Here is a 15,196-nt window from a genome sequence, read left to right as displayed (position 1 = left end):
ATTATGTCGAGTATGACAACCAATTCAGCCAAACCGGATCAACCTTCTGCTGCGTCACGCAGCGGGCAAGGGCTGATGCGTATCTGGGACAGTTACGGCATGCTGGTGGTGTTCGCCGTGCTGTTTATCGCCTGTTCTGTTTTTGTGCCAAATTTCAGCTCTTTCATCAATATGAAAGGCCTGGGGCTGGCGATTTCAATGTCGGGCATGGTGGCCTGCGGGATGCTGTTCTGTCTGGCGTCCGGTGACTTCGACCTGTCCGTCGCCTCGGTGATTGCCTGCGCCGGTGTTACCACGGCGGTGGTGATCAACATGACCGAAAGCCTGTGGATTGGCGTTGCCGCCGGTCTGTTACTTGGGATGCTGACCGGTTTATTGAACGGTTTTGTTATCGCCCGCCTGAAAATTAATGCGCTGATCACCACTCTCGCGACCATGCAGATTGTGCGCGGTCTGGCGTACATTATTTCTGACGGTAAAGCCGTTGGTATCGAAGATGAACGCTTCTTCGCGCTCGGTTATGCCAACTGGTTCGGTCTGCCTGCGCCGATCTGGCTGACCGTCGGCTGCCTGATTATCTTCGGCCTGCTGCTGAACAAAACCACCTTCGGGCGTAACACGCTGGCGATTGGCGGTAATGAAGATGCGGCGCGGCTGGCGGGTGTTCCGGTGGTTCGCACGAAAATCATCATCTTTGTTTTATCCGGGCTGGTATCGGCGGCAGCGGGGATCATCCTGGCGTCACGTATGACCAGCGGCCAGCCAATGACCTCTCTGGGTTTTGAGCTGATCGTTATCTCCGCCTGTGTGCTGGGCGGCGTGTCCCTGAAAGGCGGTATCGGCAAAATTTCCTACGTGGTATCAGGGATCCTGATCCTCGGCACAGTGGAAAACGCCATGAACTTGCTGAACATTTCGCCGTTCTCGCAATACGTCGTACGTGGCTTGATCCTGCTGGCGGCGGTGATTTTTGACCGTTACAAACAGAAAGCGAAAAAGACGGTTTAATCCCGTTTTGTGATAACGCTTTCATGCAGTAATCCCGACGGCATTTAACGCCAGTGAGGGTTAAATGCCGTAAAAACGCGTGTTCGTTCACAAATTAGTAACGTTTACTGGCAGCGTTTTCACCGCCGATTAGAATAGATGAAAAGTCCATAACCACGTGAAGTTTCGGGAGGTTCGATGTATCACCGTATGATTCAGGATCAGCAGCAAAATCCGCTGTTACCGGGTTACAGTTTCAATGCCTATCTGGTCGCCGGTATGACACCGATCCTTGCTGACGGGCCGCTGGATTTCGCGATTGACCGTCCTGGCGGCATGAAGGGCTACATTCTCAATCTGACGGTGAAGGGCCAGGGAAAAGTCTTTGATGGCGAAGATACCTTCTACTGTAACCCCGGCGATCTGCTGCTTTTCCCGCCAAAGGCCCGCCACCTCTACAGCCGTTCTGCCAACGCCGATTCCTGGTATCACCGCTGGGTGTATTTCCGTCCGCGCGCATACTGGGCTGACTGGCTGGAATGGCACACGAAAACGCGTGACGTCGGGCGTCTTTCCCTGCCGAATAATACCTTGTTGCTGGAATTTGACCGGCTGTTTGCCAATATCGAACAAACCCAAAAATCGGGGCGTCGTTTCTGTGAAGAATTAGGGATGAATCTGCTGGAGCGCCTTTTGCTGCGCGCGATGGAAGAAGATCCGCAGAGCCCGCAAAAAATTATGGATCCGCGCGTCATCGAAGCCTGTCAGTTTATTACCGGCAACCTGGCTGGCGAACTGCGTATCGATGAAGTTGCGCGTCACGTTTGCCTGTCGCCATCGCGTCTGGCGCATTTATTCCGCGAACAGGTCGGGATCAACATCCTGCGCTGGCGTGAAGATCAGCGCGTGATCCGCGCCAAACTGTTGTTACAAACCACCCAGGAATCGATTGCAACCATCGGCCGCGTGGTGGGTTATGACGATCAGTTGTATTTCTCGCGTGTTTTCCGCAAGCGGGTAGGGGTGAGCCCGAGTGATTTCCGCCGTCGCAGCGTAGAGATTAATTATCCGGCTAAACCCTACAAGTCACACCCGTGGCCGGAGCAGGAGAATCAGGTTTCATATCATTTCTGATTTGCAGAGGCCGCTGCAACTGGCGGCTTTTCGCTTGCAGTGAGGGCTGACTACTCGCTAATGACCGAGAAAGTTTCGGTTTCTCAATTGCGGTGATCGCTTAACACGCTGTTCCTAAACCGACAAAAGAGGGGCAAGACGGCCCCTCTTTTGAATCTCCACGTCTTTTTTACTGCGCGCTATCGCTGGCTGGCTATGTTTCAGCAGCTCCGGCTATTGCCGCAAAATCCCGCCGCTGCGCGGTTCCCTCCCGTCGGGCTACAAACCGCGCGAAAAGATTCGCGGTTTTCCACCTCTCCATACGGCGCGATTTTTGAAAGCGGCCAATGGCTATGTCATTCGGAAGAATGATGTAGGGTATTTTTGATTTTGAATTTAGAAAGCCTCCGGCCGCTTTCAGAAAGCTTGCTGAGTGAGTGTTTCGGGACCGTGGGCTCGAAGACCGAAATGAAGGAACCGCGCAGCGGCAAGTTTTCGCGGCAATAGCTGTGGCTGCTGAAACTTAGCCAGCCAGCGGTAGCGCGTGTTGAAAAAAGCGAGGAGGGATGCAAGGGAGGAAAAGCACTTTCCTCCCTTGCTCGGTTTCGGCACCAGCCGCTGAGTGATCACCGCAATTGAAAAACCGAAATTTCCTCGATCCGCTATGAGCACCTTCACTGCAAGTGAAAAACCGAAATATTCCCGGTCAGCAGTGAGCAATCACAATTCTGTTGTTAGCCTGAATGGCAAATTCACTCGCTAAAAAAACTTTGCTTCAATGCCCGCTCAACTCCCCGCAGCTCCGCGAGCCCGCGTAAGCGGCCAATCGCCGAGTACCCAGGATTCGTCTTCTTATGCAGGTCATCGAGCATCTGATGGCCGTGATCAGGACGCATCGGGATTGCGCGCAGATTACCGGCTTTCCGGCGGGTTTGTTCTTCGGCCAGGATCGCCTTGATGACTGCGACCATATCCACATCGCCGTCTAAATGATCGGCTTCGTGGAAGCTGCCCGGGATCTCTTCACGCTGGGTGGCACGCAGATGGATAAAGTGAACGCGGTCGGCGTAGGTTGTCATCATCTTCACTAAATCATTGTCTTCGCGAACGCCGTAAGAACCGGTGCAGAAACAGAAACCGTTGTGGATGCTGTCGACCGCTTCTTTCAGCCATTGCATATCTTCAATGGTGGAGATAATGCGCGGCAGGCCGAGAATAGGGCGCGGAGGATCATCCGGGTGAACCGCCAGACTGATCCCGCACTGTTCTGCTACAGGCACGATGCTGCGCAGGAAGTGCGCCATGTTTTCACGCAGTTTGGCTTTATCGATACCGTCGTAAGTCGCCAGACGCGCACGGAACTGATCCAGCGTATAGCCTTCTTCCGCGCCCGGTAAACCGGCAATAATGTTGGAAACCAGCTGGTCTTTCTCTGCCTGCGTCATCGCAGCAAAATAATCAGCAGCCTGTTTTTGTTCTTCCGCGCTGTAATCGGATTTCGCGCCTTCACGTTTCAGAAGATGCAATTCGAAAGCGGCGAACGCGATATGGTCAAAACGCAGGGCACGGGAACCGTCCGGCAATAAATAGCCCAGATCCGTACGCGTCCAGTCCAGAACTGGCATGAAGTTGTAGCAGACAGTGTCGATGCCACATTCCGCCAGGTTACGGATAGATTGCTGATAATTGGCGATGTGCTGATCGACGTTTCCGCTGCGGGTTTTGATTTCCTCATGCACCGGAATACTTTCCACCACAGACCACACCAGACCTTTAGCTTCCAGCTGCGCCTGACGTTTTTTGATTTCATCTACAGGCCAGACTTCACCGTTCGGAATATGGTGCAGGGCGGTCACCACGCCGGTCGCGCCGGCCTGACGTACATCATCCAGTGAAACCGGGTCATTCGGGCCGTACCAACGCCAAGTCTGTTCCATGTGTTTTCCTTAAAATTGTTATCTGACATCTGAATGTAGTTGACGCATGGCCGGTGATAAGTTCAATCTTAATGCGCGGTCTGGTCAGGTGGTCTGCTGGTCAGGCCATCAGACCGACATATGATTCAGCATCGAACCGATCATTAATGTGATCGGGATAACAGATTTGGGATCCCGCACCTGCATGGAGAAAATAATGGATTTACCCACCCTGAAAGTCGAAAGGCTCTATCGCCAGATTTCTAATGTATTGATTAATTGCATTAATACCGGTCAGTTTGCGCCGGGGGCGATGATCCCTTCTGAGCGTGATCTGGCTAAACAGCTGGGCGTCAGCCGCTCATCAATCCGTGAGGCGCTGATTGCGCTGGAGATCACCGGCTGGGTGGAAATCCGCACAGGCACCGGCGTTTACGTCAACGACCCGCTTCCGCAGGCTGCACCGGTGACACTGATCCCTGCATCAGAAGAAGAGTTCAGCCTGCAATCGCTGGTCAAGGCGCGGCAGATTTATGAATCAATGACGGCCGAACAGGCGGCTTTAAACGGGACGGACGATCAGCGTGCAAAGCTGAAAGAAATTGCCAGTGAGCTCAATGAGCTGAATGCTAACAACGACGCGTTTCTGGAGGCAGACCGTCGTTTCCATCTGATGATCAGTGAAATGACCGGCAACGAAGTCCTGCACGACATGATGGGATACCTGTGGGATAAACGCCGTTCCCGCCGGTTTATGCGGCTTGAAAGCCATTACACCGAAGTCGATTTCGCCCGTGAAATGAACGCCGACCACCAGGGAATTTTGGACGCCATTCTGGCCCGGGATGGCGCCGGAGCGAAAGCGCGAATGAGCAGGCATTTGCAACATGTGTACGATCAGTTATTTGCGGAGTAAATGATGCCTGAGCGGGCATCGGGGGCGCTTTTTAGTTCCAAATTCAACGTCAAAACCTTGGGTTGCCACCCAAACTGGCCTCAAGGAGCGCCTGTCGCCGCGCCCCTTGAGAATCCCGGGCTCTTTAACTGCGCGCTGCCGCTGGCTGGCTATGTTCCAGCATCTCCGGCTAGTGCCGCAAACGCCGCCGCTGCGCGGTACTTTCGCTTCGGGTTTGAACCAGCTCGAAAACAGACTCTCGCCGTTTCTCACCGCTCGCTCAACGTCGTTTTGAAAGCGGCCAGAGGCTCATAGTTCTCAACCTTGCCCTGGCATTTATTTTTCAAAAACCAAAGAAACACTCGGTATTTTTTATGGTGAGATGGCGCGCTCAAAATCCAGCTGAACGGAGCGGCTTCGAGACCAGTGGCTCGAAGACCGAGTGAAGGAAGCACGAAGTGCCTGGATTTGCGCCACACGCTGGAATGACAGAACAGGTCCATCGGCCCAGCGATAGCGCGCAGTAAAAAGACGTGGAGAGTCCAGAGAGGGGCCGTCCTGGCCCTCTCTGGTCGGTTTCGGCGCGAGCCGCTGAGCGATCACTGCAATTGAAAAACCGAAATATTCACGATCCGCTTCCGGCGCTTCACTGCAAGTGAAAAACCGAAATATTCCCTGTCAAGCCCTGGCCATCACTGCAAGTGCCCCCCTCAGCTCGGGTACGGCACCCAGCCCCCTCCATTTAACCGGATGTAAATTTTCCCCTGATACTCCATCACTACCGAGTTTTCATTCTCTGAAACCAGCGGAGTCTGCGGCAGGTTTGAGGCGAAGGTTTTCCAGTCCATGGTCGGGCTGGTGAAGACTTTGCCATCTACCGCGCGGGAAACCATTTCGGAAATCGCGATATAACTGCTCGGGGCGTCGATTTTCATCGGCGTCGGGGCGTGGGGTGCCTGCATACCGAAGAATTTCACGCCAACAGGAATGTGTGTAATACCGGGGCTTGGGATATCACGCAGGCCGGAAATCTGCATTTTATCGCCCACCAGCGCCGCACCGTGTTCCGGCACGACGACCAGCATCACTTTACGGCCAGATTTATCCAGCTGATCCATAAAGGTATTGAGCTGATTAAGCAGCGTTTGCGCCCGGTTATGATAGTCCGCACCTTTGTTACTGCCCACATAACGGTTGCCGTCGTGCAGCGCAATCAGGTTGAAGAAGGTCGCGGTACGCGCAGTCCCGGCTTTTTCCTGGTTTTCCAGCCAGCGGGTGAACAATTGCCCGTCGTTGAAAATCGGTGAACCGTCGAAGGAGGTCAGTTCATAACCCAGACCGGCCTGTGACATCAGCGGGGCTTTCATGTCCGCGTCGTCGCGCAGGTTATTGATGTAATTACCGAACTCGCCCGTGTGGTCCATCGCCAGCTGGCTGGTGAAGCCCAGACGCGCCAGATCGTCAAACAGATAACATTGCTGTCCAGCAGGCTGGTACAAATCATGGTGCGACGTCTGGCCACAGCTTGCACGTAGCAGACGAATTGACGCCGGGCCGCTATAGGCAGTTGCCGAATTGAAATTGCTGAATACGAAATCGAAGCGCGACCATAACGGTGAACTGGAAAGATTCACCGCATCAAGATCTGACCAGGCCAGTGAGCAAATGTTGATGACCAGCAAATCGAATGGCTGCGCATCGGCTGGCAGGGCATCCGGGAATTTAGTGACCTTACGGCTTTCGTTCTGATAGAACTTTTCTAAATAAGCGCTCAGATTGGCGTTGGTCGGCGGGCCGCTAACGGTGTTGTCCGCGGCTGCCGGTTGCACCGTTGCGGGCGCTGCCGTGGTGTTTTGCGCGACGGCAGCGGCGGGCGAATGTGCAAAAATCGGGGTAATCACGCCGCTCAGGTTGACCCACAGCAGTGCCAAAACGGTAAACGTCGTCAGACGGATCCACTGCGAGATAAACAGGTAGCCGACCAGCAACGCGAAACCGACGGCTATCCACTGCCAGTTGATAAAACGATCGGCCAGTTCAAGCAAATAGCTGACACTGAAACCGGCAACGTCCGCGCCCTGATTCACAATCGAGCGCCAGCCCGGCAGCCAGGTGTCGTGGTACAACAGCGCCAGGCCAAACGGCAGGGCTATCCACTGACGCCAGCGGTGTAGCCGCAATGAACGCAGAGGGAACAGCAGCACAGCAGCAAACACCAGGTTGCTCAGCGCATCAAAGTTCAGATAACCCTGTGTCAGCAGGACAAATTTAAGTAAAAAATAGTAGTTCCAGGCGCCAAGGCCGCGCCAGGATTGCCAGACCCGCAAACGCGGCGAAGAAGAGTGCGATTCATTCATAGTGAAGTCTTGGATTTCCCTGTTACCGGAGAAGCGTCTGTCAGTGTTTCGGAACGTTTTCGGTTCTTATTAATCATGCTGGCAGTCATCGGGGTTAAATAACGTGGCGAAAGAAAACGTGTTGCAAAACGATTTTTCCAGCGCGGCAGGCGGCTGCGCAGGGCGTATCCCAGCGGGATAAAAAGGATTGCAGCAACAACGAAAATTTCGAAAATATCCTGAATGTCCATTTCTGTTACTCCGGTGCCTGAACGACAGGCGAATCACTCACGGCGAGCGTGATGGGGACAGGCTGATGAACCAGCGCACGTTTTAACGGCTCGTTTTTTTGCTGCACAAAAGCCTCGGCGGCTAGCACCGGTTTTGCCATTGGCGGTTTGGAGGCCAGACGGCGCACTTCAGTCTGGATATCCAGCTCCTGACTCCAGAATGTCTGGCTGGTAAAGACCTCCTTAACCGGCAGGGTAAACAGAAATGCCAGCACATTCTCAACATCGCTGACCTGACAGTTGGACAGGAACAGATACAGATGGCGTTCAGTAACGGTCAGGATATCGCCGTCACGACGCAGTGAGCAAAGAGACATCGCCTGTTGCGGGCTGATCCCGGTGGCCGGGCGCAGGGAAATTAATATCCCACGGGATTCGGTCGCGAGCGCGGCGTGATTCCAGATATCACGCATGACTTCGCAGAACACCGGCAGCGGCAGGTAGCCTTTATGATGGGTGGGTAACCGGCTGTCGAGCAGCAGCTCGATATCTTCCGGGACATGGCGGGTAAAACTGAGATTTTGCAGATCATCCAGCAGAGTCAGAAAGTTAGAAAGTCGCGCGGCCTGCGGAACAACCAGATTACCGCCGCAGGCCTGCAACAGACGCTGGTCAACATAGCGCAGCGAAGAATGCATTTCCCGAACAACGATTTTCAAACCGTTACCACGCTGAATACGTAAGCGGTGGATCTGACGGGCGAGAACGTCAACCTCGTCACTGCCGCTGAGCGCAAAAATCACCGTCGCTGAGCGTGCATGCGCGGCTCTTTCTGCCAGCGCCTGGTTATCATCAAACAGGAACCAGCGTTCTGAAAGTGCAGGTGCGCCTTCCAGAACAGAACGCTGTGCCAGCAGCATCCACTGGTCATCGCCGGTTTGTTCAGAAAGCGAAGAGGGGGCATTTTTTTGAATTTCCCACCCAATCTGCCGTGCGGTCAGCGGGTAAAGTGTATTGGCTTCCACGCCTAAATTGTCGTGCCACCAGGAAATACCCCACTGGTTAGGCTCCACGTCCGTTTTTAAATCTGCAACGCCGTATATATTGCGATGGTATAAATGCAGCTGAGTTTTAACCGAATTAATACCCGCACCGTAGCAGATAATAAGGAGTGTAGCCCCCTTGTTATTCACGCTGGTTCGCATTTCACTCAGCCAGCGTGCGAAATGTTTATCATTTACTTCCTGCCATGAACTGGCCGGAAGTAATAAAATCATTAATGACGCTGCGTGATTAGGCAATCGATTAATATCAGCGGCTAATGCAAGTAACGCTTTCTTTCCTTTGGCAAGTTGGTAATAAAACGTTTTTTTCTGATGTAACTTCAAATGCGTGAGAAGAATATCGTCAGCGGCTAGTCTATTTTCTTCATCAGTGCAAACTAAATTGTGCTGTGGAAAAAATACACTGACAGGAACCTCACCTTGCTGAGCTTCAAGCGCCTGCCCGCAAAGACGATACGCCGCATCCTGGCTATCCGCGTTGACCCAGTAAAGCCCCTGAGCCTGCATCTGTGCTAATCCATCCCAGAATTGTTTCATGCCCAATGAAAAGGAAAGTGCCATATAGTTAATCTGCTTGTCTTCGTTTTTGATTAAAAGTCTGCTTGGGACACACTGATAAATGTGAGTATAATAAATTCTATCATTGCTACATTAAATAATCATAATTCTTCACAATAATGTTTGATACGAAAATACCTAAGCAAATTCAGGCAATTTTGCCGTGTTGTGGTATCAGCATTTTGATTGAAGCAGGGAGGGGTAACGGTGGGAGCCAATATTGTAGACTCAGAAGAATCCGAGCCAACAACTGATGACGATTTCTTTGCGCTGAGTCACCTTTTTTCTTTGTCTGAATTAAATTACGTAGATATAGCCCGTAAAGAAAAAATTCCGCAACTAATGTCCCGCTGGCCTTTACTGGCAGAGCTGGCGCAATACGATAAACACGGCGCGGAGAAAAAATAAGATGGCTGTCATCGCATTACAGGGTTTTCGTGGCGGCACGGGGACGACGTCCGTGACGGCCGCACTGGCGTGGGGGCTCGCGCAACTTAATGAAAAGGTTCTGGTGATCGACTTCTCACCGGAAAATTTGTTGCGTTTGCATTTCGGCATGCCCTTCGCACAGGCCCGCGGCTGGCATTATGCGCACAGTGCAGGTGAGCACTGGCAACAATCCGCCATGCGCTACCATTCCCATCTCGATTTTTTGCCTTACGGTTATTCATCCCCTGAAAGCGGCAACTTTGCGAAGTTTGACTGGGGAAAGGCCATTGAGCAGATCAAAAACACGGGCGTTTATGATTGGATCCTGATCGACTCCCCGGCTGCCGATCCCGGGCCTGCACAGGCCATTGCTGACAGCACCCTGGTGCTTGTACATGCTGATACCCAATCACATATCCGTCTGCATCAGCACATATTGCCCGCTAACGGGCGTTATCTGCTTAATCAGTTTGTCCCTTCCAGCCAGTTGCAACAGGATATTCTGCTGTTATGGCAAGAAACCTTGCCAGCCCTGATACCCGTAATTTTACACCGTGATGAAGCGATGGCGGAATCTCTGGCGGCAAAACAACCTGTCGGAGAATGGAAGGGCAACAGTAAAATCAGCCGGGAAATGAATACACTGGCTAACTGGTTCCTGCTGAACTTACGCCATCCGAAAGATGTGCGGAGTCAGATAAAATGAATCGCCTGCTGAATTTGTTTCTGGTGCCACCGGTAGTTGCTGAATTACAGCACCGCTACCGGCATTACCGTGCCAGCCATGCCTCCCGCCCGGCCTCAGGAGTCATGCTCTTCTGCGTGGCTGCCTGCTGGCTGCTCCTGAAGTTTGAATCACCGGCGTGGCGCAGGGTGAATGCACAGCGTACGCGCTGGTATCCGCAATTGTCGCCATCGCGCCCGCGCCTGGCGGATCCGCTGCGTTATATTGTCCAGAGCCTGTGGCTGTTGATCATTATACCTGCCGGTGGCGGGCGTGAACGCGTTGTCTATTCGCGCTGGCCGCAACAATGGCGGGAAAAAGCGAACCGCTGGCTGGAGTCATTGCCTAAACAGGTGACGCAAAGCCCGCTTGAAGGGCGTGTTACACGGCGTCTGGGCAAGATGAACCGTATGGGCAAACGTGTACTGATGCTGCTGGCGGGGCTGGTTGCTATCACGCTGGCGATGTTCTGTATTTCACAACCATTTGGTTATATCGCTCAGTTTGTTTTCGTGGTGCTTTTATGGAGCATCGCGATGATTATCCGCCGCATTCCGGGGCGCTTCCCCGCGCTGATGATGATCGTCTTGTCGCTGACCATCTCCTGTCGCTACCTGTGGTGGCGTTATACCTCGACGCTGAACTGGGAAGATCCGTTAAGCCTGATTTGCGGTTTATTGCTGCTGGGGGCGGAAACTTATTCATGGACCGTTCTGGTTCTCGGCTATATCCAGACCATCTGGCCACTCAACCGCAAACCGGTGCCGATGCCTGCGGATGTCTCCACCTGGCCGACGGTTGACCTGATGATCCCGACTTATAATGAAGATCTCAGCGTGGTCAAACCGACGCTCTATGCGGCACTGGGGCTCGACTGGCCGCGTGAGAAACTCACCATTTATCTGCTTGATGATGGCAATCGCCAGGAATTTGCCGATTTTGCACACAAAATTGGCATCAAATATATTGCGCGCAAAACGCATGAACATGCCAAAGCGGGCAATATCAATAATGCATTGAAGCAGGCGAAAAGTGACCTGGTGGCGATTTTTGACTGCGACCATGTGCCGACCCGTTCTTTCCTGCAACTGACCGTCGGCTGGTTCTTTAAAGACAAAAAACTCAGCATGTTGCAAACGCCGCACCACTTTTTCTCACCCGATCCGTTTGAGCGAAATTTGGGCCGCATGCGCCGTACGCCAAACGAAGGTGAGTTGTTTTATGGCCTGGTGCAGGACGGCAACGATCTGTGGGATGCCAGTTTCTTCTGTGGTTCATGCGCGGTGTTACGCCGTGATGTGCTCGATGAAATCGGTGGTATTGCCGTTGAGACCGTAACAGAAGATGCCCACACTTCGCTGAGGATGCACCGCCACGGCTACAGCTCGGCGTATATCCGCATTCCGCAGGCCGCCGGGCTGGCGACAGAAAGCCTGTCAGCACACGTCAGCCAGCGTATTCGCTGGGCGCGCGGGATGGTGCAGATTTTCCGCCTTGATAACCCGCTGTTTGGCAAAGGGCTGAAACTGGCGCAGCGCCTGTGCTATGCCAATGCCATGATGCACTTTCTGGCCGGTATTCCGCGGCTGATCTTCCTGACCGCACCTTTGGCGTTTTTGCTGCTGCACGCGTACGTCATTTACGCCCCGGCGCTGGCGATCGCGCTGTATGTCCTGCCGCATATGATCCACGCCAGCCTGACTAACTCGCGGGTGCAGGGGAAATACCGCCATTCATTCTGGAATGAAATCTACGAAACTGTGCTGGCGTGGTATATCGCGAGGCCAACCACGGTGGCTTTGTTTAATCCACACGCCGGGACATTTAACGTCACGGCGAAAGGGGGACTAAATAAGCACGCTTACGTTGACTGGAAAATCAGCCGTCCTTATCAGATTCTGATGTTGCTTAATCTGGCAGGCCTGTTCTTTGGGATTTACCGCGTGATGTACGGTCGTACAGATGAAATTTTGACGGTGCTGGTGAGCATGGCGTGGGTGATTTACAACATGATCATTTTGGGCGGGGCGATCGCCGTGGCGTTTGAATCCAAACAGGTGCGGCAGGCTCATCGTGTTGAAGCCAGAATGCCTGCTTCTTTATTAAAGCCTGATGGCCACATGTATGTTTGTACGGTACAGGATTATTCGGACAACGGCGTAGGGCTGGAAACAGAGAGCGCCGGCCAGTTCCAGGCGGGTGACAACGTCACCTTGCTGCTGCACCGTGGTCAGCAGGAATATACTTTCCCGATGCAGATCAGCCGTGTCTTTGGCAAAAGCATCGGCATGCAGCTGCTGCCATTAACCACGCAGCAACACATCGATTTCATTCAATGTACCTTTGCCCGTGCTGATAGCTGGGTATTGCGCGAAGACAGTTTCCCTGAAGACAAACCGATGGAAAGCCTGCGGGAAGTGCTGGGGCTGGGTATCCGTGGTTATTTGCGGATGCTGGACATTGCTCCGCAGCGATATCGCCCGCTGACCTCCAGAACACAAACTTTTGGTTGCTGGCTGCTGTCTTTTGCACCGCGTAATCCACCGCTGTCCGTTCAGCCTGATGAATCCAACCTGATGATGACAAAACAATGAAAAGACTTCCTTTAACCACTTTGATGTCATCTGCATTGATGACACTGGCTTTGGGTTCAGCCGCGCCGGCTTTCAGCGAACAGGCTTCCGCCGGCGCTGCGGCGGTGGTTCCCCAAAATGGCACAATGCCTGCGCCTCAGGTGACTTTGCCAATGGTTGCCCCGGCGGTAAATCCGATGATTATTCCGGGTGCGCCGGTACGTAACGTGACGCTGCCGTTTGCTGATGTCGCGCCTACGCCGGGCGCGATCACCTTGCGCGGTATTCAGCCTAACGGGCAAATCGAATTTGGTGTGCGCAGCGATGAAGTGGTCACGCAGGCGACCCTGAACCTGGAGTTCACACCGTCGCCATCATTAATTCCGGTGCAATCACATCTTAAGGTGTATCTCAATGACCAGCTGATGGGCGTTGAAGTGATAGACAAAGACCAGCTCGGTAAGAAAAATCACTTACAGATGGTCATCGATCCACGCTACATCACCGACTTCAACCGTATTCGCCTGGAATTTATCGGTCATTACCAGAACGTCTGTGAAAATCCGGCCAACACCACGCTGTGGCTGGAGATCGGCAAAGGCAGTTCGCTCAGCCTGCAATACCAGAAACTGCCGCTGAGTAATGATCTGGCGCATTTCCCGGTGCCGTTCTTTGATGCCCGCGACAGCCGCCCGCTGAACCTGCCAATGGTCTTCGCGGCGTCACCTGATGCCAGCCAGCAGCAGGCCGCCGCTATTCTGGCTTCATGGTTTGGGACCAAAGCACAGTGGCGCGGGCAGGCATTCCCGACGCTGTATAACCAGCTTCCGGACAGCCACGCGGTGGTGTTTGCCACCAACGATAAACGCCCCGATTTCCTGAAAGACATGCCGCCGGTGAAAGGGCCGGTCGTACAGATGATCAGCCGCGCGGATAATCCTTACGTCAAAATGCTGCTGATTTTGGGGCGTGATGACAACGACCTGCTGACCGCGGTGAAAGGGATCGCGCAAGGTAATATTCTGTTCCGTGGTGAAACTGTCGGTGTGGATAAAGTTGACCAGATCCAGCCACGTCAGCCTTATGACGCACCAAACTGGGTGCGTACTGACCGCCCGATGAACTTCGGCGAGCTTAAACAATACGCTGAACAGTTGCAGTCCGACGGCATTCAGCCTAACCCGATCACTGTGAACATCAACCTGCCGCCGGATCTGTTCCTGATTAACAGTACCGGTATCGATATGCGTCTGAAATATCGCTACACCTCGCCGCAGCTGAAAAACACCTCCCGCCTGAGCATCAGCCTGAATAACCAGTTTGTGCAGGATTTGACGCTGAAAACCGGTCATGACGAAGATTCACAGCTCCTGCATTTGTCCCTGTTACAGGGGCTGCTCGATGGCAGCAAAGATCTGAATATTCCGGCGCTGAAACTCGGTGCGGTAAACCAGATGCGCTTTGATTTTGACTACACCTCGCTGCTGGCAAGCGGGACCGAAGGACGTTGCGAAACTTACACCACCGTGCCAAACCACGTCGTGATTGATGACAGTTCTACCATCGATTTCTCCGGTTACCGTCACTTTATGGCGATGCCGGATCTGCGTGCATTTGCTAATGCCGGTTTCCCGTTCAGCCGTATGGCCGATTTGTCACAAACGCTGCTGCTGGTTCAGCCACAACCTCAGCCAGTCCAGCTGACCACGTTGCTTGATGCGATGGGCAATATCGGCGCACTGACGGGCTATCCGTCCCTCGGCGTCAGCCTGACGGAGGATACCGCGAAAGCCAAGGCCACCGATGCCGATTTACTGGTTATCGGTAACCTGCCTGCTGGCATGCGTGACGACACCATGCGCGATGATAAAAAGGCTAATCTGCTGCTTGATGCGGCGCGCGATGCGGTGAATACACCGATCCGCCAGACCGCCTTACCGGATAACACGGCACCGGCCAGTGATGCGCGCGTGGATGCCAGCGCGCAAATCAACGCGCAGGGGCCGATTGCGGCCATTGTCGGCTTGCAGTCGCCTTATTATGACCAGCGCAGCGTTGTGGCACTGATGGCGAACGGGCAAAAAGGCTTTGAAATGCTCAATACGTCGATGCAAGACACCAAACAGCGGGCGCAGGTCTTTGGTTCGGTGACGGTGGTGCGCGATTCCGGCGTGGAAAGCCTGAAGGTCGGCGATACCTATTATGTCGGTCATCTGCCTTGGTGGGAGCGTGTCTGGAATGCGCTGGCAAACCATCCTGCATTGCTGGCGCTGATGGCGGTGATTGTGGTGATTCTGGCTGCCATCCTGCTGTGGACCGGCCTGCGCTCTCTGGCGCGTCGTCGTCTGTCTGATGATGACCAGGAATAAGC

12 protein-coding genes are annotated in these 15,196 nt (G+C 53.6%); 7 read left to right on the top strand and 5 right to left on the bottom strand.

Translation table 11 applies throughout. The features are described from left to right. The first annotated feature begins 3 nt into the window (after nt 1–3). The gene (araH, locus tag CWS43_RS19995) at nt 4–1,008 is read left to right on the top strand and encodes an L-arabinose ABC transporter permease AraH (protein WP_101078840.1); all 1,005 of its coding nucleotides are present in this window, start codon (nt 4–6) and stop codon (nt 1,006–1,008) included. Nucleotides 1,009–1,185: 177 nt separating this feature from the next. Continuing rightward, nucleotides 1,186–2,121 carry an arabinose operon transcriptional regulator AraC gene (gene araC / locus CWS43_RS19990; RefSeq protein ID WP_101078839.1) on the top strand — a complete coding sequence of 312 codons (936 nt, stop codon included), beginning with the start codon at nt 1,186–1,188 and terminating at the stop codon, nt 2,119–2,121. A gap of 396 nt (nt 2,122–2,517) precedes the next feature. On the opposite strand, the gene CWS43_RS19985 is transcribed toward araC, so the two are convergent. Then, nucleotides 2,518–2,820, bottom strand: coding sequence for a hypothetical protein (locus CWS43_RS19985; protein ID WP_101078838.1), 303 nt, complete (start codon nt 2,818–2,820; stop codon nt 2,518–2,520). A gap of 32 nt (nt 2,821–2,852) precedes the next feature. Beyond that, a complete protein-coding gene (gene uxuA, locus CWS43_RS19980; RefSeq protein WP_101078837.1) occupies nt 2,853–4,037 on the bottom strand; it encodes a mannonate dehydratase in 1,185 nt (394 codons plus the stop codon). Nucleotides 4,038–4,233: 196 nt separating this feature from the next. Here uxuA and CWS43_RS19975 point away from each other — a divergent pair, with 196 nt between their 5' ends. Further along, a complete protein-coding gene (locus CWS43_RS19975) occupies nt 4,234–4,932 on the top strand; it encodes a FadR/GntR family transcriptional regulator (RefSeq protein WP_101078836.1) in 699 nt (232 codons plus the stop codon). 689 nt (nt 4,933–5,621) lie between these two features. On the opposite strand, the gene bcsG is transcribed toward CWS43_RS19975, so the two are convergent. From bcsG to bcsE, 3 genes are read right to left on the bottom strand one after another with little or no spacing between them, the layout of a single operon-like run. Then, nucleotides 5,622–7,268 carry a cellulose biosynthesis protein BcsG gene (gene bcsG / locus CWS43_RS19965; protein ID WP_101078834.1) on the bottom strand — a complete coding sequence of 549 codons (1,647 nt, stop codon included), beginning with the start codon at nt 7,266–7,268 and terminating at the stop codon, nt 5,622–5,624. Beyond that, a complete protein-coding gene (bcsF, locus tag CWS43_RS19960; protein WP_101078833.1) occupies nt 7,265–7,498 on the bottom strand; it encodes a cellulose biosynthesis protein BcsF in 234 nt (77 codons plus the stop codon). Before bcsF ends, bcsG begins: the two co-directional genes overlap by 4 nt. Nucleotides 7,499–7,503: 5 nt before the next feature. After that, a complete protein-coding gene (bcsE, locus tag CWS43_RS19955; protein WP_101078832.1) occupies nt 7,504–9,102 on the bottom strand; it encodes a cellulose biosynthesis protein BcsE in 1,599 nt (532 codons plus the stop codon). A gap of 204 nt (nt 9,103–9,306) precedes the next feature. On the opposite strand from bcsE, the gene bcsR reads away from it, so the two are divergent. The 4 genes from bcsR to bcsB are packed head-to-tail and all read left to right on the top strand — an operon-like array spanning nt 9,307 to nt 15,194. Further along, entirely contained in the window at nt 9,307–9,507 is a 201-nt protein-coding gene (bcsR, locus tag CWS43_RS19950) for a cellulose biosynthesis protein BcsR (RefSeq protein WP_101078831.1), read from the top strand. Nucleotide 9,508: 1 nt separating this feature from the next. Further along, nucleotides 9,509–10,234 carry a cellulose biosynthesis protein BcsQ gene (bcsQ, locus tag CWS43_RS19945; protein WP_101078830.1) on the top strand — a complete coding sequence of 242 codons (726 nt, stop codon included), beginning with the start codon at nt 9,509–9,511 and terminating at the stop codon, nt 10,232–10,234. Next, nucleotides 10,231–12,846, top strand: coding sequence for a UDP-forming cellulose synthase catalytic subunit (bcsA, locus tag CWS43_RS19940; protein ID WP_101078829.1), 2,616 nt, complete (start codon nt 10,231–10,233; stop codon nt 12,844–12,846). Before bcsQ ends, bcsA begins: the two co-directional genes overlap by 4 nt. Then, nucleotides 12,843–15,194, top strand: coding sequence for a cellulose biosynthesis cyclic di-GMP-binding regulatory protein BcsB (gene bcsB / locus CWS43_RS19935; RefSeq protein ID WP_101078828.1), 2,352 nt, complete (start codon nt 12,843–12,845; stop codon nt 15,192–15,194). Before bcsA ends, bcsB begins: the two co-directional genes overlap by 4 nt. Nucleotides 15,195–15,196: the final 2 nt, after the last annotated feature.

The sequence above is a fragment of the Rahnella sp. AA genome, from assembly GCF_002834385.1.
GTDB lineage: Bacteria > Pseudomonadota > Gammaproteobacteria > Enterobacterales > Enterobacteriaceae > Rahnella.
Note: the sequence above shows the minus strand (reverse complement) of the source record. Positions and strands in the feature narration are given on the sequence as shown.